The 19674-nt window shown below is 39.7% G+C and carries 18 protein-coding genes; all 18 read left to right on the top strand.

What is annotated here, in order from left to right:
- Positions 1–13: 13 nt before the first annotated feature.
- On the top strand, positions 14–1975 hold the full coding sequence (locus Sdiek1_RS05240; RefSeq protein ID WP_087438221.1) for a proton-conducting transporter transmembrane domain-containing protein: 1962 nt from the start codon (positions 14–16) through the stop codon (positions 1973–1975).
- Positions 1976–1987: 12 nt separating this feature from the next.
- Positions 1988–2911, top strand: a complete 924-nt coding sequence (locus Sdiek1_RS05245) for a respiratory chain complex I subunit 1 family protein (protein ID WP_087438222.1) — start codon at positions 1988–1990, stop codon at positions 2909–2911.
- Between the two features lies 1 nt (position 2912).
- Positions 2913–3560 (top strand): hydrogenase 4 membrane subunit, encoded by a 648-nt coding sequence (gene hyfE / locus Sdiek1_RS05250; RefSeq protein ID WP_087438223.1) that lies wholly within the window; start codon positions 2913–2915, stop codon positions 3558–3560.
- 9 nt (positions 3561–3569) lie between these two features.
- Positions 3570–5054 carry a hydrogenase 4 subunit F gene (locus Sdiek1_RS05255; RefSeq protein ID WP_087438224.1) on the top strand — a complete coding sequence of 495 codons (1485 nt, stop codon included), beginning with the start codon at positions 3570–3572 and terminating at the stop codon, positions 5052–5054.
- A 10-nt stretch (positions 5055–5064) separates the two neighbouring features.
- Positions 5065–6807, top strand: coding sequence for a hydrogenase large subunit (locus Sdiek1_RS05260; protein ID WP_087438225.1), 1743 nt, complete (start codon positions 5065–5067; stop codon positions 6805–6807).
- Between the two features lie 6 nt (positions 6808–6813).
- Positions 6814–7353, top strand: a complete 540-nt coding sequence (locus tag Sdiek1_RS05265) for a formate hydrogenlyase complex iron-sulfur subunit (protein WP_087438226.1) — start codon at positions 6814–6816, stop codon at positions 7351–7353.
- Complete coding sequence (locus Sdiek1_RS05270; protein WP_087438227.1) at positions 7350–8174, top strand: NADH-quinone oxidoreductase subunit B family protein; 825 nt, start codon at positions 7350–7352, stop codon at positions 8172–8174. The genes Sdiek1_RS05265 and Sdiek1_RS05270 overlap by 4 nt, the downstream gene beginning before the upstream one ends.
- 18 nt (positions 8175–8192) lie before the next feature.
- Positions 8193–8540 (top strand): formate hydrogenlyase maturation HycH family protein, encoded by a 348-nt coding sequence (locus Sdiek1_RS05275; RefSeq protein ID WP_087438228.1) that lies wholly within the window; start codon positions 8193–8195, stop codon positions 8538–8540.
- Positions 8537–8995 carry a hydrogenase maturation protease gene (locus tag Sdiek1_RS05280; protein WP_087438229.1) on the top strand — a complete coding sequence of 153 codons (459 nt, stop codon included), beginning with the start codon at positions 8537–8539 and terminating at the stop codon, positions 8993–8995. The genes Sdiek1_RS05275 and Sdiek1_RS05280 overlap by 4 nt, the downstream gene beginning before the upstream one ends.
- A gap of 11 nt (positions 8996–9006) precedes the next feature.
- On the top strand, positions 9007–9861 hold the full coding sequence (locus tag Sdiek1_RS05285; RefSeq protein ID WP_087438230.1) for a formate/nitrite transporter family protein: 855 nt from the start codon (positions 9007–9009) through the stop codon (positions 9859–9861).
- A 53-nt stretch (positions 9862–9914) separates the two neighbouring features.
- On the top strand, positions 9915–10160 hold the full coding sequence (locus tag Sdiek1_RS05290; protein WP_087438231.1) for a hypothetical protein: 246 nt from the start codon (positions 9915–9917) through the stop codon (positions 10158–10160).
- Between the two features lie 148 nt (positions 10161–10308).
- On the top strand, positions 10309–12552 hold the full coding sequence (locus Sdiek1_RS15560; RefSeq protein ID WP_369688488.1) for a molybdopterin oxidoreductase family protein: 2244 nt from the start codon (positions 10309–10311) through the stop codon (positions 12550–12552).
- A 214-nt stretch (positions 12553–12766) separates the two neighbouring features.
- Entirely contained in the window at positions 12767–13459 is a 693-nt protein-coding gene (locus Sdiek1_RS05305) for a response regulator transcription factor (RefSeq protein WP_087438233.1), read from the top strand.
- On the top strand, positions 13449–14864 hold the full coding sequence (locus Sdiek1_RS05310) for an ATP-binding protein (protein ID WP_087438234.1): 1416 nt from the start codon (positions 13449–13451) through the stop codon (positions 14862–14864). Before Sdiek1_RS05305 ends, Sdiek1_RS05310 begins: the two co-directional genes overlap by 11 nt.
- A 215-nt stretch (positions 14865–15079) precedes the next feature.
- Positions 15080–17119 carry a cytochrome C gene (locus tag Sdiek1_RS05315; RefSeq protein WP_087439839.1) on the top strand — a complete coding sequence of 680 codons (2040 nt, stop codon included), beginning with the start codon at positions 15080–15082 and terminating at the stop codon, positions 17117–17119.
- A gap of 85 nt (positions 17120–17204) precedes the next feature.
- Positions 17205–17990, top strand: a complete 786-nt coding sequence (locus Sdiek1_RS05320) for an FKBP-type peptidyl-prolyl cis-trans isomerase (RefSeq protein WP_087438235.1) — start codon at positions 17205–17207, stop codon at positions 17988–17990.
- A gap of 36 nt (positions 17991–18026) precedes the next feature.
- On the top strand, positions 18027–18698 hold the full coding sequence (locus Sdiek1_RS05325; RefSeq protein WP_087438236.1) for a 4Fe-4S dicluster domain-containing protein: 672 nt from the start codon (positions 18027–18029) through the stop codon (positions 18696–18698).
- A 1-nt stretch (position 18699) separates the two neighbouring features.
- Positions 18700–19662 (top strand): NrfD/PsrC family molybdoenzyme membrane anchor subunit, encoded by a 963-nt coding sequence (nrfD, locus tag Sdiek1_RS05330; RefSeq protein WP_087438237.1) that lies wholly within the window; start codon positions 18700–18702, stop codon positions 19660–19662.
- Positions 19663–19674: the final 12 nt, after the last annotated feature.

Here is a 19674-nt window from a genome sequence, read left to right on the forward strand (position 1 = left end):
TGAAGGATATGTGATGACAGATGTATATCTCTTATACGTACTAGGAAGCGTTGTTTCCCTTTTACTGTATAAATTTAACGCACTTGCGTCTAAAATAGGCTTTGGTATCTCCACCATCGCCTCTGGATACGGTGCGTATTATTTTTTTATGCATATTGGCGAAAAAGCGCAGTTCACAACCAATATAGCCCTTCTTTATAATCCAACATTCTCGATTGACCCTGTTGGAAACTTTTTTTTCTTTGTCATAACACTGATTGCGTTTGCATCATCCATGTATGCGATTCAGTATTCGCAAGGGTATGCAAACAAGGGAAGTCTGGGGGTTATGGCATCCTTATTTAACCTGTTTGTACTGAGTATGCTGATGGTTGTTTCTGCATCCGATGTCTTTTGGTTTATGATTTGTTGGGAATTAATGACAATTATCTCAGCATTCTTGATTTGCTTTAATGACTCAAAGTCTTCGATGAAAGCAATTATGGTTTATTTAGGAATCGCACACCTTGGTGGTATGTGTATTTTATCTGCTTTCCTTCTTTTAGCACATCAATCAGGATCACTGGAGTTTAGCTCTTTTGCCTCTATCAAAATGTCACCATGGCTTGCAAGTATTACGTTTTTACTTGCATTCATTGGCTTTGGCTCAAAAGCAGGCATGTTTCCTTTTCATGTTTGGCTTCCCAAAGCTCACCCTGCAGCACCTACGAATGTATCTGCTTTGATGAGTGGTGTCATGATTAAAGTGGCACTTTTTGGAATTATCAAGTTTTGTCTCTGGCTTCCTGTGATGCCATGGTGGGGGCTTTTGATTATTATCATTGGGGCACTTTCGTCTCTCTTAGGTGTTTTATACGCACTCATTCAACACGATTATAAAGCGCTTTTGGCGTATCACTCTGTTGAAAACATTGGCATTATTTTATTAGGTCTTGGAACAGGTGTTTATGGTATTGCGATCAATTCACCTACTTTGGCAACCGTAGGTTTCTTGGCGGGGCTTTACCATACTGTTAACCATGCCATCTTTAAAGGGTTACTCTTTTTAGGCGCAGGTAGTGTTTTACATGCAACACACACCAGAGAAATTGAAGCACTCGGTGGTTTGGCTAAAAAGATGCCATACACTGCTTTTGCGATGTTTATTGGTGTTATGGGTATTGCTGCATTGCCACCTTTAAATGGCTTTGTCAGTGAATGGTTTACCTACCAAGGTATGATGCAAGGAGCCCTTGGAGAAGGAATTCTTCCTCGATTTATCTTTACATTCTCTGTTGTAGCGCTTGCTTTAACGGGTGTTTTGGTTGTCATCCACTTAAAACTCTATGCGGTTATTTTTGCAGGAACACCACGCCACAAAGACATTTTTGATCAAGCCAAAGAAGCACCTATTAGTATGGTCTTAGGCATGATGTTCCTTGTCCTTGGTTGTTTTGCCTTTGGTATTGGGGCTAACATTGTGACCGATAATATTATGACAGTGGTTACCTCTTTTAGTGGTGTGTATCAAGCAGCACCAGCGGGCGGATACATTGCTTCTCCGATTGGATCAACCATCTCGCTTCCTCTCATTGCGATGATCATTTCAGGTGCAATGTCCTTGCCATTCTTAATTATTGTCATTATGAAAGCCAACAGAACGAAACCTCGAGAAACGGATCCTTGGGCATGTGGTTTCAAATACAGTAATCGTATGCAAATTACAGCAGGACCTTTTACGGGTGATCTTAGACGTTTGATGGAGTGGTTATTTCAAAGTAAGCCAACGGTAGAAGACCAAGGTTATTTTAAACCCGTTATTTACACTGATCATCCTAAAGATATTTGGTGGAATATTTTTTATCAACCTGTCATCAATGCTGTGACATATGCCGTTGAAAAAATTGCAGTCATGCAAAATGGTAGCACAGGTGCTTATGCTGCTTATATTTTGGGAGGTTTATGTCTTTTCTTAGCCATAAGCCATCTCATATAGAAAGGTGAACCCATGAGTAGTCTATTTTTTATGATTTTACAAGTCGTCGTTATTATCCTTGTTGCACCATTTTTTGATGGTGTCGCAAGAGTTTTAAGGGCGAGATTACAATCACGCCGTGGTGCGCCAGATTTTTTCCAAACCTATCGAGATATTATCAAATATTTTAAACGAAGTCGTACGGTTCCTCATTGTTCACACTGGGTATTTCGTTATGGACCTTATACACTGTTTGGAGCTGGCGCTGCTCTTTTAGCGGTCATGCCTATTAGTTATGGTTCACATACTTTAGCAGCTTCATGTTCGGATGTGTTTGTCGTACTCTATATTGCGGCGATGTTACGTTTCATCTTCGGAGCAGCATCTATTGACTCAGGTAATCCTTTTGCAGGTGTGGGTGGTAGTCGTGAGCAGATGCTTGCTGTATTTGTAGAACCTGTCATGATGACAAGCCTTTTAGTCGTGATGCTACTAGCGCATACGAGTAATTTGGGCGAGATTCAAGAGATGGTGAGAAGTGGTGTCATTGGATACCAAATTCCAGCATTTGCCGTTGCTTCCATCTCTTTCTTATGGGCAATGTATGTTGAAAGTGGCAGAAATCCTTACGACTTAGCAGAGGCCGAACAAGAGCTCCAAGAGGGCGTCTTAAGTGAGTATTGTGGTGCTGATTTTAGCATTGCACATGCTGGTTTGATTCTAAAACAGTTTGCCATGATTGGTATGTTTTTAACTATTTTTGAACCATGGAGTTTTGAAAATCCATTTTTAGCCTTGATTGTCTTTGTTTTAAAAGCAGGTATTTTTTTATATAGCTGCTGTTTTATTGATAACTTTGGACCACGACACAAGCTTCTTACAAGCTTTAGATCAAATGCAATAGCAGCGCTTGGTGTATCGTTTGTAGCGCTTGTCTTGTATGTTGTAGGAGCATAATATGATTGATCTATTAAGTCTTTTATCCATAGCAATGATTTTGACATCATTGATTGTTTTTGGACTCAGAAATTATAAGGCAGCGATTTTGACGTATGGATTGCAAACAGCACTCTTAGTCTCTATTTTTCTGCTTTTATCAACAACCCATTTGGCGGAGCAATTGTGTACATGGGCATTCATTGCACTTTTTACTAAAGTGCTTTTTATCCCTTTTATTTTGCTTCGTTTGGTCAAAAAATTGGGGGTGGTCAGTGAAGATGAACCCGTGGGTGGCTTTTTCGTAAGCCCCATTATTGCTATCAGTTTTTCACTTGCGATTGCCATGTCGGTTTATCCTATTTACATGAAATTTTCGTTAATTCATGAGAGCATTCCACTGATTGCCTCCATTACGATTTTTATGATTGGAATTTTTGGTTTCATTTTACGAAATTCAGTCATTAAACAGATTTTGGCGTACTGCATGTTTGAAAATGGCATTCATCTCTCTTTAGCGTTAATGGCGTATAACTTACCTGAAATTGCGGAGCTTGGAATCTTAACCGATGCTATCTTTGCCGTCATTATCATGTCAGTGCTCGCTCAAAGATTTCATCATTATTTTGGTTCTTTAGATGTCTCTAAAGCCACTGAATTGAAAGGTTAGGGAAGAAACATGGACATGCAACAACTCTTTACATTACTTTTAGCGGTACCTGTCTTGGCATCGCTTATTATCTGGTTTGCGCCTACTCAATTTAAGCTTCTAAGCACTTTACATGTAATCGCTTCAATGGCGAGTTCAGCGCTTGCTTTAAGCGCAGTTATGAAAGTCATGAATGGCAAAATATTTTTTGCTTTTCACGATATGCTTTTCATTGATGCTCTTGGTGGCGTCTTTTTGTCGCTCATTGGTGTGACGGGATTATTAGTCAATTTATATTCTGTCAAATATATGCAGTGGGAAGTTGAAAAAGGCGAAATTACCACCAAAGATGCCAAACTCTTTTTTGCCCTTTCGCATCTTTTTGTCTTCACAATGACGTTCTCCGTCCTTGCAAATAACATTGTGTTGATGTGGGTTGCGATTGAGGCGACAACTTTATCTTCTGTTTTTATGGTTGCCTTGCATAAAGGCAAAAAATCAACAGAAAGTGGTTGGAAATATATTGTTATTTGTAGTATTGGTTTAGCCTTTGCGCTTTACGCAACGGTATTGCTTTACAGTGCAGGATTCGCCGTTATCAAAGACAGTCATAGCATGATGCTTTGGAGTACCTTGATGGCGCATGCGAAGGAGATCAATCCTGACATCTTAAAACTCATCTTTGTCTTTGCCCTCATTGGTTTTGGAACCAAAGCAGGACTTGCCCCTACGCACACATGGTTACCTGATGTTCACTCCGAAGGACCAGCACCTGCGTCTGCAATGCTTTCTGGTATTTTGCTTAAATGTGCGATCTTAGGACTTATTCGTTATTACGCGATTGTGGGGAACTCAATGGTTGGGTTCGAGTACGTACAGACTGTGATGCTCGTCAGTGGTCTTTTGACCATCTTCATTGCGGCACTCTTCTTAATGCGTCAACACGATGTTAAAAGAATGTTTGCGTACCACTCTATTGCACACATGGGTGTTATTGCTTTTGGTTTAGGTGTTGGTGGATTTTTCGGTCTTTTTGCCGCACTCTTTCATGCTTTAGCACACTCTGTAACCAAAGCACTCGCTTTTTGTGTCACTGGTAATATGGTTCAAATTTATGGAACACGAGATATGACCAAAATGGGTGGACTCATCAAAATCGCGCCTATTACGGCTATTTTATTTGGTATTTCCATCTGTTCATTGGTGGGTGTGCCAGGTTTTGCAATTTTTGTGAGCGAATTTTGGATGGTGCAAGAGTCATTTAATACAGCACTTTACATCCCTGTCATTTTGTTTATCATCGGTTTGATCATTATCTTTATCGCAGATTTTTCTCACTTCTTTTTGGCAACGTTTGGTGAAAGCCAATCAAAAATTCTCTCACGAGAAGTTGCTTGGAGTGCGAATTTACCACTCATTGGTCTTGCTGCACTGATCATTATATTTGGCGTATTCTCTGTTGAGGGATGGGTCACATTGCTTAACAGCGCAGTCAAAATTATCGTTGCGGCATAAGGAGAACACGATGCTTAAAGGTGAAATTTTTATTAATCAAGTAAAACAAAGAATAACGATTCAAAGTGTTGAAAGGCAACCTGAAGATCAAATTACCATTACCGTGGATCGCAATGATCTGCCTGAAGCGGTTCGAATGCTCTATTACGATATGGGTGGTTGGCTTTCAACGATGATTCCTAATGACGAGCGACAACTCAATGGTAATTTCGCTCTCTATTATGTTCTTTCCATGGAAGGTGGAAAGATGACAGCAGAGGATGAAGTTGCTCAAGATGAAAAATGTTGGATTACCGTAAGAGCCCTTGTTCCAGCGGCAGATCCTACCTTCCCATCCGTTACATGTAAAGTTCCAGCAGCGGTATGGTATGAGCGTGAAGCATTCGATCTTTTTGGTCTTCGTGCCATTGGATTACCCGATCCAAGACGTTTAGTGCTTGCGGATGATTGGCCTGCTAATCTTCATCCTTTACGCAAAGATGCAATGGATTATAGGTATCGACCTGATCCTGTTGCCCATCAAGATGAGCCCGATTATGAGTTCATGCACCCAAAAGGCTCAGGTGGTGTTGTGGATGTTCCTCTTGGACCATTGCATATTACCAGCGATGAGCCAGGTCACTTTAGGTTGTACTGCGATGGCGATACGATTATTGATGCGGACTTTAGACTTTTCTATCAACATCGTGGTATGGAAAAGTTAGCAGAAAATAGAATGAACTACGATCAGATGGGCTATTTGGCAGAGCGTGTTTGTGGTATTTGTGGGTATGCCCATGCCATTTCGTGCATCGAAGCTGCTGAGCGTGCGATTGGCTTAGAGATTCCACTCCGTGCTCAAGCGATGCGTGTCATCTGTTTAGAAATTGAGAGATTGCATTCGCACCTTTTGAACATTGGTCTTGCATGCGAAGTCACGGGTAATGTGAATGCCTTTATGCACATCTTTAGAATTCGTGAATTTTCAATGGAGCTCGCACAATTTGTTACAGGTGGTCGTAAAACCTATGGCAACGTTGTTATGGGAGGACTTCGTCGTGACATGAGTGGTGTGGAGATCAAAAAGAGTTTAGACCTTTTAAAAATCATTGAAAAGCAACTCAAAGAAGTTTGGGAAGCAGTTATGGATGATAGCGCACAAGTGGGTCGTTGGAAAGGTGTAGGTATCTTAGATCCAAAAGTTGCACGTGATTTTTCTCCTGTTGGTCCGAATGTTCGTGGTAGTGGATTTAAACGTGATTCTCGCTATGACCATCCGTATGATTTCTTCGACAAAATTGAATTTAATGTGGCTGTTGAGCATGGTTGCGATGTATTTTCCCGTGAAATGGTTCGTTATCGAGAACTGTTAGAGTCTATCTCTATTATTCGCCAATGTTTTGAAATGATGCCAGGCGGTCAAACGATCATCTCTCCACAAACCATGATCAAACCAGGGGCGTATGCGCTTGGTAATGACGAAGCGCCTAGAGGAGAAAATATGCACTGGATTATGCACGGTAATGCTCAAAAAGTCTATAGATGGAGATGTCGGGCGGCTACGTATAATAACTGGCCATCCCTTCGTTACCAATTTAGAGGTAATACCATTGCCGATGCGGCTTTAATTGTCTGTTCTTTAGACCCATGTTACTCCTGCACAGAGCGTGTCACGGTTGTGGATGTTAAAAGCCATAAGTCAAAAGTGCTCACCCATCAAGATTTGAAACGTTATTCTCAAACCTTGAAAAATTCTCCTTTAAAAAACATGTAGGAGTATGTGATGAAACTATTAGATATGACACGAAAATATGGTAACGCAACCTATGGTTATCCCTTGGAACCCTATGAGGTTCCAGAAGGATTCCGTGGGAAGCCTTCGTATGATTATGAAAAATGTATTGGCTGTACCGCATGCGCAGTCGCTTGTCCTTCCAATGCAATCAATGTCAAACTCAATGCCAAAAAAGACAAATTGGTTTGGGAATTTGATTGTGCGAGGTGCATTTTTTGTGGACGTTGTGACGAAGTCTGTCCTACCAATGCCGTGATGCTCTCAAAAGAGTTTGAAATAGCTGTGAAGTTTAACAAAGAGGACTTGAAGGAACGAGGTGAACTTGAGCTACAGAATTGTGAGGTTTGTCACAAGCCTTTTACGACTAAAAAGCTTATTGCTTATGATCTTGAACGCCTCAAAAGAGTAGGGTGGAGTGAAGAAACACTTGATGCAAAAACGCACTACATTCGTACGTGTCAAGAGTGCAAAAAGAACATTGTGGTTGAACAGACTAATAGATCGTTTGGAAAGGCTCAAAAATGAGTAAAACATATATTGTGCCCGATGAAATAGCGCTCGCTAATTCAGTAGAAGCAAAATTAGAGCATCTTAAAAATATCAAAGGAAGCTTTAGCGTTTATAGAGTGGATTGCGGTTCATGCAATGGGTGTGAGATCGAAATTTTTGCGGCGATTACCCCGATGTGGGACCCTGAACGTTTTGGATTTAAGCTTGTACCAAGTCCAAGACATGCGGATATCTTAGTGTGCACTGGACCTTTAACGCGTCAGATGTATTATCCACTTTTACGTGCTTATGAAGCAACCCCTGATCCGAAAGTGGTGGTTGCTATAGGAGCGTGTGGGAGCAGTGGTGGCATATTTCATGATGCGTACAGCGTTTGGGGTGGTATTGATAAAGTAATTCCTGTGGATGTTTATATCCCTGGCTGTCCGCCGCATCCCGCAACCATTATTCATGGATTAGCAACGGCTTTGGGTATTTTGGATCAAAAATTATCATACAAAATGCACGCAAATGGTTCCAATCAATCGCCTGCAATCCAAATGTCTCTCTTGGGTGATATTTTATTTGAACGTGATGTCCTAGCGGAAGCAAAATTACTGATGGGTTATCTTTTTGGGCGCAAACTGTATGACAAATACATTGCAGCACTCAAAGAGTCTCCAGATATTAAAGATACCGTCAAAACACGCATAGCAATGGAGCGTTTGGTGCGTGAAGAGGAAGACAAAAGGTATCAGGAGTGTATGCAAACGATTCATAATAAAATTTACCTTTCTCACATGCGAAAGTTTCAAGCGATTGATGATGGCGATCGTATGGATTTAAACAACAATTAGAGAGATGAAGGAAATAAGATGATTAATGTATGCAGATTAACCAGAAGACATACCGATGCTACTTCTCAAAATATGCCTAGAGAGTTAGAACAGGTCAAGATCTTTTCCCTCAGCATTGGGCATGGAATTGGAACGGTTGATTTTGTGGAAACGATTGAAACGATTGAAGAAGAGGCATATGATCAAATGCTAAAGGAGTGTGGAGCGTATGCACAATTCAAGTTAGGAAATTTGAGTCAATATTTTGAAATAGAGGTTTTCCCAGAACATGCACAGAAGCTGTACCATGAAATGCCAGAGTGCTTTTTAAAAGAGCTTTTTGGAACACTGCATGAAGGGTATGTCATTTTAAGGAAAAGTTTATGAAGAAAGCACTTTTAACCATTGGAAATACATTACGCGGTGATGATGGTGTAACAACGTATCTGGGGCATCTTGTAGAAAAAGAAAAAATAGGGTGGAACGTCTTTTATGGAGACGACACTCCTGAGAGTCAATTTCATACTTTGCGAGCATTTGCTCCCGATGTTATCGTGGTTGCAGATGCAATGACAGGGATAAATGTAGGCAGTGTTGAGGTCATTGATATCAGCGATGATCGTGATTACATGTACTCAACGCATAATTTACCGATGCCTATACTTTTAAGTTATTTAAGGGGCTTTTGTGATGTTGTCCTTTTTTTAGGACTCAATGTAGATATTGAAAAGGTACTCGAAATCAACCCTTCACTTTCAGAAGAGGCACAAGCAACCGCTCGAAGAGCTTTAATCAAAATGCTTGAAATAGATGCAATTTTCGATGAACAAATGATTAGCTAAAGGAGTTTAATATGTTATCACCAGCAGAAACAGCACAGTCCTTATCAGGTGGACTTAGCCATAAAGCATTAATGCCTTTAATCAGTGTTACTTTTTTATCGATCATGGCGGGAAGTTCAATTGCCTTAGGTGACATTTTTTGGGCACATTCAACCGTCGGTGTTGCCAAAGCAGCCGGTCCTGGTATCGCCAATTTTATTGGTGGTATTGCCTTCTCTGTCGGTTTGATGATGGTTGTTTTTTTTGGAGGACATCTCTTCACGAGTTCTGTCATGTCAGGTGTTTCGACGTATGATCGCAAATTACCGATTGGCAAAATGGCCGCTTATTGGGTTTGGGTTTGGGTTTTTAACTTTGTTGGCGCGCTTTTGACGGCTTATATGTACTATGAATCTCGTTTACCTCTCAATTATGATGGGGAGATTTTAAAGCATTTTGTAGCGCTTGGGTCTGGGAAAATGACGCTTAGTTTTGAAGCCGCTTTTATCCGAGGTATTTTTTGTAATGTTTTTGTGTGTATGGCTATTTGGGCCTCTACTGCAGCTGAAGATACTGCCGGTAAAATCCTTGCTATCTGTTTTATTGTCGGTGCCTTTGTTGCTTCTGGATATGAGCACTGCGTTGCTAACATGTTTATTGTTTCCGAAGCTCTTTTCGCAAAAGCACATTATCTTCTCGCGGTAGGGGGTGACATGGAAGCACTTTCTCATTTGACGCATACCTCTATTGCTAATCTTGAAGCGCTGAATATAACAAACTTTTTTGTTAAAAATTTACTTCCAGTCACCTTAGGCAATATCTGTGGCGGTCTTTTCTTTGTTGGATTAATTGGATTTATGTCTCATAAATCAGATATGAATCATTAATGCTAAAGCCCTCTTATGAGGGCTTTAGCAAAATATAAAAGTGAGAAATAACAATGTTTGAGCAAGCACTTTATGTCAAAGAAAATCAAAAAGTTCACGCTCATGTGATGCGTGAGACTCTTTTTATCTCCCTTTTAGCAATGTACCCAATAGCTAAGGAAGATGGCATTAAAAGTTACTCTACGCATAACATAGATAGAGGTTCGTACAATAAGTTTTATCACTACAGTGTTGATAAAAATAAACGCCAAAAAATAGAGATATTGAATAAAAAATATGCACTCAATTCATGCTTCTAGATCTTTACATGTAAAGATTTTTAAATAGCAGACAGTGCATGAACTTTTGAGCATAAATATGCCAATTTTGCATATTTATAAGAGGAGGCGTGGATGTAATGAAACCTGAACTAATAAGTCAAAAAATTAAATGAATGAAAGGGAAAAAATGAGTACATCACGTGTTATATGTCCTTATTGTGGAACTGGGTGTAATGTTGATTTACATGTAGAAAACAATAAAATTATGAGTGCAAATGGTACCAAAGACCATCCTGTTAATGACTCACAATTGTGTCTTAAAGGACTTTATGGTTGGGATTATGTCGGCGCGAACGATCGGTTGAAAAACCCATTGATTCGTAAAAAAGACGGTAAATTTTCCAGAGACGGAGAATTTGTCGAAGCTTCATGGGATGAGGCACTTGATTTGGTTGTATCCAAATTTAAAGAATCCATTGAAAAATATGGCAAACGCTCCATTGCAGGTAACTTTTCAGCGCGCTGTACATTAGAAGAAAATTATGTCTCACAAAAATTGATGAGAGTCGCCATAGGAAATAATAATGTAGACCACTGTGCTCGCGTTTGACATGCACCTACAGTAGCCGGTTTGGCTAAAACAATAGGTAACGGTGCAGCAACCAACAGCTTTACAGAAATTGGTTTATACAGTAATTGTATCTTAATGATAGGCTCAAATCCAGAGAATGGTCATCCGATTGCAGCAATGCATATTCAAAGAGCATTAGACCGAGGCGCTAAACTGATTGTCATTGATCCGATATTAACCGAAATGGCACAAAAAGCAGATGTGCATATTCAATTGCCACCTGAGCATAACATTCCGATTATCAATGCGATACTTCATTACATCATTGCCAATGATCTATGTGATAATGATTTTATTGCGAAGTATACAACGGGATTTGATTATGTTAAAGAGACCGTTCAAGGGTATAGTCCTGAGTCAGTCTCAAAAATGACAGGTGTGCCTCAAGCGTTAATTGAAAAAGCGGCGCATCTTTATGCGACTATCAAACCAGCAGCACTGACGCATGGTATGGGTGTAACCCATTTTAATCATGGTGTGGGTAATGTGTATGATGTATCGAATTTGTTTTTATGTACGGGAAATATTGGAGAACTGGGTTCTGGGGATTATCCACTTCGTGGGCAACAAAATGTACAAGGTGCATGCGATATGGCCGTACTTCCTAACATTTTTCCGAACCTAAAACCTGTGACAGACCCAGAAGCACGTGCATTTTTTGAAAAAATGTGGGAGTGTAAACTCGATGATAAAATTGGTGTGCATAAAACACAAGTGCCTGATGCTATTATGAGTGGTGAAGTGAAAGTGTTCTATACCATTGGCGAAAATCCAGTAATTTCAGAACCTAATACGAATCACTTCTTAAAAGGGTTAGCACATCTTGATTTTTACGTGGTGCAAGATATCTTTTTAACCGAAACCGCTCTTAAAGCAGATGTTGTGCTTCCCGCGGTGTGTGGTCCAGAAAAAGATGGCTGTTATGCCAATGCAGAACGTCGTGTTCAACGTAACCATAAAGCGGTTGATGCGGTGGGTAATGTCAAACAAGATTGGCAAATTATTTGTGAAATCGCCAAACGTTTAGGTGCGAAAGGCTTTGATTATAAAAATCCTGAAGAGATTTGGGAAGAGGTAAGGCAAGCCGATCCTGCACGCTATGGCGGTATGAGTTACGATCGTTTGGAGAAAGAGCATGGGTTGCATTGGCCGTGTCCAACGTTGGTTCATCCCGGTACGCCTTCGATGTATATGGATAAAAAATTCTATACACCCGATCAAAAGGCGCGTTTTGCACCGGTTGTCTTTGTGGACGATAAAAGTAAAATTCCAGCTGCGCAAAAAGCATTGGCTGAAAAGCTTAACCTTCCTGAGGGATATCCACATATGGCAGGTTCTGTGGATGAAAAGACCGATAGCACCTACCCAATAGAGCTTTTAACGACACGAAAAGTGTATCAATATACGGTTGGTACGATGACACGAAAGTCTCCTGCTCTTGAGTGTGGAGCAGATCTTCATGGTCCAGCAGCAGAAATCAATCCCGCAACTGCGGCAGAGTATGATGTGGAAGAAGGCGATTTTGTGGCGATAGAAAGCAGGTATGGCTCGATTGCCATTAAGGTCGAAGTCACTGAAGTCGTTCCTAAAAATGTGATGCAAATGGCATTCCACTATTGGGAGGGACACTCTAATGAGCTCACCAGTAATGGTGTTGATCCTATCTCTTTAACGCCAACCTATAAAGCGGCAGTGAAGATGAAAAAGATCACGTCAGAGGAGTATTTTGCGACGTTAATGGAAAAAAGAGAGAAGTTTTATTCTCAAAAAATTATCTATTTCGATGCACATCATCATTAAGCTTTGAACAATGTGAGATACCGTGTGTATCTCACATATATAGCATGATAGTGTCTCAACGATGGTATCTTTCAAAAATAAAATTTACATTCAAGAAAAAAAAGAGATTACTCCCACATCAATTTTTTTATAAGCTTTGTTGCGTTAACATACTTCAAAATCAGATTCTTAAAATTATGTTAAATAATAAAAATAATAAAATATGGTTGATCCTATGAGCGAGTGCAATCTTTTAGATGTGTTATCCAATAAAAAAGTGCTATGTGTCGAAGATGAAGCCTGTATTTTGAATAATATCATGGAATCATTGGAGCTTTTTTTTGGCAAAGTTGTGGGAGTCAGAGATGGTGTTGAAGCACTAGACGAAGCCCAAAGTAATCTTTATGATGTTCTCATGCTCGACATATCCATTCCTCATATGGATGGATTAGAAGTGGTGAAGAAGATTCGCGAATTTGACAAAAAAATTCCCATTATTATTCTCTCCGCCCACACAGAGCAAGATTATCTTTGGCGGGCAGTTGAGCTTAAAATTACACGTTATTTGGTTAAGCCTTACGATAAAAACACACTCATTAAAGCGCTAGAAGATGTGGCAATGGAACTCATTGGACATACCCCTATGTTTCAAATAACCGTTACATGTAAATATGATTTTTGTAAAAAAACTGTTTTTCACACAGAAGGTGAGTTAGCCCATTTATCCAAAAGTGAGAGTAGGCTATTGGAATACTTTTTAAAACGTCCCAATCAAACCGTAACGTATGAACAGCTTTTTGATTATATGTGGGAGTTTGAACAACCAAGTAAAGAAGCACTCAAGTCTATTGTCAAGGAATTGCGTAAGAAAATAGACAACAACTTTATCAAAAACCTTTACGGCGTTGGGTACTTGTGTGAAATATAGTTTTAAGGTTATCATAGCGCTCTTTGTGGTCCTTTATGCGATCATTACACTGCTTTTTTTTAATTTTTACCGCGAACTGGCGATGAAAGATGCCAGACAAGAGGGCATTTTTATTTTAGATACGATGAATGCGATTCGTGACTATATCTCGACAGTACAACGCCCTTTGATCGAAGAGCTTAAAGAGAAAAAGATGCTTGTGGAAGACTTTTTTGATCCACGGTTGCTTTCAGCTTCCTATATTACCCGCGAAATTTACAACATACAGCTTGCAAAAGATACCATTAATTATGACTATAAGTTGGTGGCAACTGACCCTCTAAATCCTGAACATAAGGGCAATGAATTTGAAAATGAGGTTTTAGAAACACTTAAAGAGGGAAAAGCTAAAGAGTTTTCAAAAATCATTCAAGAGAACAATAAATCGTATTTTTTTGTAGGACTCCCGATTCGCAACAGTCAAGAGTCTTGCTTGCAGTGTCATACGACGACGAATGCCCCTAAAGGCATGATGGAGCAGTACCATCATATTCCCACCTTTGAGAGTAAAGTAGGCGATGTGATTGCAATGTTGTCTCTTAAAATTCCCGTTTACAGTATTTTGACCTATCACATCAAAGAGTTTGTTGTCGGCGGCTCGGTGATGTTTATAGTGTTTGTCATTTTTATCTTGTTTATTTATAAAATTTACAGAAATGAACAACGCCTTCAAGAGAAGACAACTATGCTGATGATGAGTCAAAACCGGCTAGCTTCCATGGGTGAAATGATTGGCAATATTTCGCATCAATGGCGGCAACCTCTCGCTCAAGTGGGTTCTATTTTGATCAATCTTGAACTGCACAGCGACAAAGATAAGCTCACCAAAGAGAAGTTAACGCAAAAGATTAAAGAAGCCAATGAACAACTCTCTTTTATGTCAAGTACCATAGACGATTTTAAAAATTTCTTTGCACCAAGCACATCGAAAAAAGAGTTTAGTGCCCAAGAGGTTATTTACAGAGCTCAAAAGCTTCTGAGTGCTTCGTTAGAAAAGTATGCGATTCAGGTATGCACTGACATTCAAAATAATTTTATACGGTATGGGCATTCCAATGAGATTGTGCAAGTGCTGATTAATATTATGAACAATGCAAAAGAGGCATTTTTGACACATGAAATCAAAGAGAGAAAAATTGAAATAACAGCTTTTTTACAAAATGGTGTACCTGTAATCACGCTTCAAAATAATGCAGGGTGTATTGACGAAACGGTAATTGATAAAATTTTTGATCCTTATTTTACGACAAAAGAGTCTAGTAGTGGGCTAGGGCTTTATATGAGTAAGATGATTATCGAAAAAAATAGTGCTACCATTCGTGTTGAAAATAGTAATGATGGCGTTATCTTTACAATTATTTTTTAGTTTTCTTATTTAACACAATTTTAATACTTCCCCCTTTTCCCCCCTTTTTTCCTGATAGTATTCTCCATAAGGCATTAGTGCTGGTTGATCTTTAAAGAATTTAAGTTGTATGTGTCAGTTTAAAGACTGTTTCCATAGGCTTATATGATTTGAGATTCAATTTTTCAAAGGAGGAAACATGAAAAAATTGGGACAAGTTGTTACTTGGTTTGTTCATGGGTATCAGTATCTTCGCTACAGGGGCACTTGCTTCTGACGAGGGCGGGCATACGATGCAAATGACTAAGGAAGCGCGGGATGTCATTGCTAATCCTAAGGGGACAAAGGAAAGCAGAGGCGTTGTCTCGTTGCAAGACTACATTGTAGAAGAGCAGGCTATGTATGACTGGCTCTTTAAAAACCATCCTATTTTTACCAAATACGGTGGCAAAACGGTTGGCAAACTTGTTGTTGCAGATCGTGGACATGAGTGGCTAGCAGAAGGTCATGGTAAAGACATGTCTAAAGCGAGTAAACGTGGCGCAGATGCTCTTAGTTCTATGATGTACAGAGTAGCAAGAACATCAACACTCTCTTATCCAAATAAGTTCATTGGACCAGAGAAATGTGGTGAGTGTCACCCTGCACAATACGAGACATGGAGCAGATCACGACATGCAACAACCGTACGTTTTCCGGGTGAGCATCCAGAGGTCAACAACAAGTTGAATGACCCTGTATTCTCAAGCGATTCAGCATCTATCTTACCACAAGGTATTACGCCAGATGTTATCTACTGTACAATTGGGCATTTACGAACTAAACTGGGCTTCTTTGATGCTTGGTTGCTTCGTGGTACTTACCATGTAGAAGGTGGTCTTCTTAAAAATGGTACAGGTCAAATCACCGCGGGTGCAAACCAATTCCAACGAACATGGGCACTCAATCTTACGCCTGAAGTTGCACAAAAAATCAAAAAATATGTCCCTGATTTTCCTGTAACACTAGCAGACTATGGTGTAAATGGTGGTTATGTAAGAGGTCTTGCTTCGTATGCAGCTAAATATAAAACAGAGATGGCTTTCCAAGCATCTACTTCCTATTGTGAAGTATGTCATCCATGGAAATTCGATTTCAAAAGTTCAGCAGAGTTCTACGGCGCACTTGGTAATGCGAAAGAGCTTCAAAAACACACGATCTCTAAAGGAGTTTCTTGTGAAGAATGTCATGGTGCTGGCGGTCACTTAGAGGGTAGTTCAGGACTTCTCTATTCTGATTGTGAGCGTTGTCATCAACGATTTGACTATAGCCCAGACTTAGCTAAAAATCCTGCAATCGCGGGTAAACCAGATTTGGCACTTAGTTCCAAATTCAAATCAATGGGACCTGGATGTGGAACTGAAGGTGCGCAATCTTACTTTACGGCACACTACGATAAAGGTATGAGATGTACAACCTGTCATGATCCTCATGATGTTACAGGACCTGTTACGGGCGAAAAAGACCTTAAAGGTACGGTTAACTACAATTCAGAGCAAGGCTATTTGAGTTCACTTTACACGAAGCCAAAACTCAAAAAGAATTGTGCAGATTGTCACAAAGAAGCAGCGTATATTCAGTCAAAATCTGATACGCACAGTAAAAACAGTTGTCAAAGTTGTCACATGCCATATATGATGAGCTGTGAAAACTTCTATGCAATCCAATTCCAAGATCAAGCGGGATTTGATACACAACGAAGATCACATATCTGGAAAATTGATGTTGATCCTAAACACAAAACTTTGGTACCAGGTTCAAAAGCTACCGGTCCTAGAGATGCAAAAGATTGGCATTTTGAACGTGACGATAAAGGTCATAATTTTGTTGACTTGATGTGGTCATGTGCACGTACCAGTTGGGCTGATAAAGAACAAATTGATGCTAAAGGTTGCCATAGTATCGTTCAATCAGAACTCAAAGAGACACTTCACTTCAAAGACCAAAAACAAGTCTATGATGAAGTTATGGGATGGCAAACACCTGTCAAAGACAAATATACACAGGTCAAAGTGGGCATCCAAGGTCTTTATGCAATGCTTGAAGTCAAAAAACTCACTCCATCTGATAAGACAAGAGTCTATGAGTTGATTGAAAAAGCGCAAGAGGCCGTTGATCTTCTTGAAAAAGATGGTTCATGGGGTATGCATGGATTTAAATATACCAAACAAAGAATTGATGCAGCAGTTGAGTATATTACTGAAGCACAAAGAATTGTGGGTAAAAATGTTAAGTAGTGGTGTCACACTTCATTAGAGGGTGACTTTGAAAATGGGCTATGGCTTCATAGCCCATTTATATCAACAACATAAGGGTATTGCGATGAGAAGTAAAAAAATTTCTATAGGATTATTTGTATTTATTTGTTTGGTTTCTCAAGGTTTTGCTGGTGAGCTAAAAACACAAGTACAAAAAGAGTCATATAGTATTGGTGTTTCCACCGGAAGCTATATTTCCAATCAACTTTTTGAACAATCTGAAATGGGTGCAAAAGTAGATGTCAATGCCGTTATTGACGGTTTTGTTGATGCACTCAAAAAGCAACAAAAATTGAGCGATGAAGAGATTATTACCAATTTAAATAATCGTGCTGAAGTCTTAAACAAAGTCAGCCAAGAAAAATTCAAACAAGCGTTAGATAAAAATATTGCTGATGGCAAAAAATATTTAGCCAATAATGCTAAAAATAAAAATGTTAAAACAACAAAATCAGGATTGCAATACGAAGTGCTCACGCTTGGTGCGGGTGCTAAGCCACAAAAAGAGAGCATTGTCCTTATTAATTATAAAGCGTATTTAGTAGATGGTAAAGTGTTTGATGATACTTATGCGCGTAAAGAGCCAGCGCATCTTTCCATGATTAATATTGTGGATGGATTACAAGAAGGATTGATGCTCATGAATGAGGGCTCTAAATATAAGTTGGTTATTCCAAGTGAACTTGCGTATGGAAATGCAGATATGCAAGAGATTCCTGGAGGCTCAACGGTTATTTTTGAGGTAGAGTTGACGAAGGTACTTAAACCGGGTGAACTTGCTAACAGTGCAAAACCACTCAGTGAAGAGGAAATGAAACAAGCTCATGGGGTTGAGAAAAAGAAACTGTAGAGCTTGTGATTCAGCTACACAAAATTGGAGGGGAAGATGGAAAATGACGGGAAAAGAAGAGCCTTTCTAAAATATATAGGTTTGGGTTCTGTTACATTGGGCACTGCGGGTTACAGTGTCGCATTGGAAACAGAAAAAAAAGAGAAGAAACCACATTACGGGATGATTTTTGATCAAAACAAATGTGTGGGCTGTACGGATTGTGAAGTAGCGTGCCGAAAAGTAAATGCTGTACCCGAAGGGCAAGTAAGGCTTTACGTTGAAAATAAAACAGACCCAGCAACACCGATGGAAAAACGCTATGTACGTGTTTCGTGTCAGCAGTGTGAAGATGCACCCTGTGTTGCAGTGTGCCCTAGTAAAGCATGTCATCGAGACGGCAAAACGGGTATTGTTACCATGAATCCAGATGATTGTATCGCCTGTAAATACTGCATCGTAGCGTGTCCGTATGATGTTCGTTTTATCAATGAAAAAACAAAAGCAGCGGAGAATTGTAATTTCTGTCTTAATACCAACTTGGCTAAAGGGCAAGCGCCAGGTTGTGTGGAAGCGTGTAAATATAAAGCATTGGTATTTGGTGATTTAAACGATGAGAATTCGTACATCAACCAAATCTTACAGGTCAAAGATTCTGTTCGCATGAAGCCGACGTATGGAACAAAACCGAGCTTGCGATACATACCTGTTGTAAAGGTGGGGGTGTGATATGAATGGAGCTATTAATTTTACACACGGATTTTCACATGGCGTTGAGTGGGGTTGGCCGATCGCGGTTTATCTTCTGCTTGCAGGTATCTCAGGTGGTGCGCTTATTGTTGCATTATTGGTACGTTTCTATAAAAAACAACAGGTTGATACACCATTGCTCAAAGCAGCTTCTTTAGTCTCCTTTGTGACGATTGCGTTTGGTATGGTCTTTTTGGTGGGCGATCTTGAAAAACCACTTTATTTTTGGAAAATTTTGATTCATTATAATTTCACATCGGTCATGTCTATTGGTGTTATGGCGATTTCGATCTATATTCCACTCACATTGATTATGTGCCTTTATATGTTTGAGAAAGAAATTTCGATGGTGTTGGCAAAGAAGAGCCAATTGGTGAGCTATTTTGCGATGATTATGGCTATTTTGACTAAAATCCGCCCTTTCATTGAAGTGTTAAGTGTTATCTTTGCAGTCGTTATTTGTGCCTATACTGGTTTTTTAATTTCTGTTTTGGTACGCTTTCCTATTCTCAATACAGCGATTCTTCCAGCACTTTTTGTGGTTTCGGGGCTTTCCGCTGGAACGGCGTCGGCTGGTATGGTGGCTTCGTATCTGTTCAAAGAAGACACGCACTCATCTGATCTTAAAACACTCCATACGATCGAATGGCCTATTATGGCGGTTGAGATTATGTTGATTGCGATGTTGTTTGTCTCTTTATTGGTGGGCAATGAGTTTCAACAAACGACCACCGTTGCGTTTAAAAGCGGTGTGTTTGCCAACCTCTTTTGGTTCGGTGTGATGGGAGTTGGTTTTGGACTTCCTCTAGTTCTTAACTTTGCTTTAGGCAAAAAAATGGCTTCGACACACATGGCATTTTACCTCTCTGGTATGGCAAATGTGCTAGGTGTTTTATGCCTTAGAATGTTTATTATTTACGCTGGACAAACGTTTGGCGTGTAAGACGTATCAATT

Origin of the sequence: Sulfurospirillum diekertiae, assembly GCF_002162315.1 — a bacterium.
Lineage (GTDB): Bacteria > Campylobacterota > Campylobacteria > Campylobacterales > Sulfurospirillaceae > Sulfurospirillum.

Coding starts and splice junctions, on each gene's coding strand:
- hyfE (WP_087438223.1), top strand. CDS start 2,913: ATGATTGATCTATTAAGTCTTTTATCCATAGCAATGATTTTGACATCA.
- Sdiek1_RS05275 (WP_087438228.1), top strand. CDS start 8,193: ATGATTAATGTATGCAGATTAACCAGAAGACATACCGATGCTACTTCT.
- Sdiek1_RS05260 (WP_087438225.1), top strand. CDS start 5,065: ATGCTTAAAGGTGAAATTTTTATTAATCAAGTAAAACAAAGAATAACG.
- Sdiek1_RS05255 (WP_087438224.1), top strand. CDS start 3,570: ATGGACATGCAACAACTCTTTACATTACTTTTAGCGGTACCTGTCTTG.
- Sdiek1_RS05305 (WP_087438233.1), top strand. CDS start 12,767: ATGAGCGAGTGCAATCTTTTAGATGTGTTATCCAATAAAAAAGTGCTA.
- Sdiek1_RS05270 (WP_087438227.1), top strand. CDS start 7,350: ATGAGTAAAACATATATTGTGCCCGATGAAATAGCGCTCGCTAATTCA.
- Sdiek1_RS05280 (WP_087438229.1), top strand. CDS start 8,537: ATGAAGAAAGCACTTTTAACCATTGGAAATACATTACGCGGTGATGAT.
- Sdiek1_RS05315 (WP_087439839.1), top strand. CDS start 15,080: ATGGGTATCAGTATCTTCGCTACAGGGGCACTTGCTTCTGACGAGGGC.
- Sdiek1_RS05290 (WP_087438231.1), top strand. CDS start 9,915: ATGTTTGAGCAAGCACTTTATGTCAAAGAAAATCAAAAAGTTCACGCT.
- Sdiek1_RS05245 (WP_087438222.1), top strand. CDS start 1,988: ATGAGTAGTCTATTTTTTATGATTTTACAAGTCGTCGTTATTATCCTT.
- Sdiek1_RS05240 (WP_087438221.1), top strand. CDS start 14: ATGACAGATGTATATCTCTTATACGTACTAGGAAGCGTTGTTTCCCTT.
- Sdiek1_RS05320 (WP_087438235.1), top strand. CDS start 17,205: ATGAGAAGTAAAAAAATTTCTATAGGATTATTTGTATTTATTTGTTTG.
- Sdiek1_RS05325 (WP_087438236.1), top strand. CDS start 18,027: ATGGAAAATGACGGGAAAAGAAGAGCCTTTCTAAAATATATAGGTTTG.
- Sdiek1_RS05285 (WP_087438230.1), top strand. CDS start 9,007: ATGTTATCACCAGCAGAAACAGCACAGTCCTTATCAGGTGGACTTAGC.
- nrfD (WP_087438237.1), top strand. CDS start 18,700: ATGAATGGAGCTATTAATTTTACACACGGATTTTCACATGGCGTTGAG.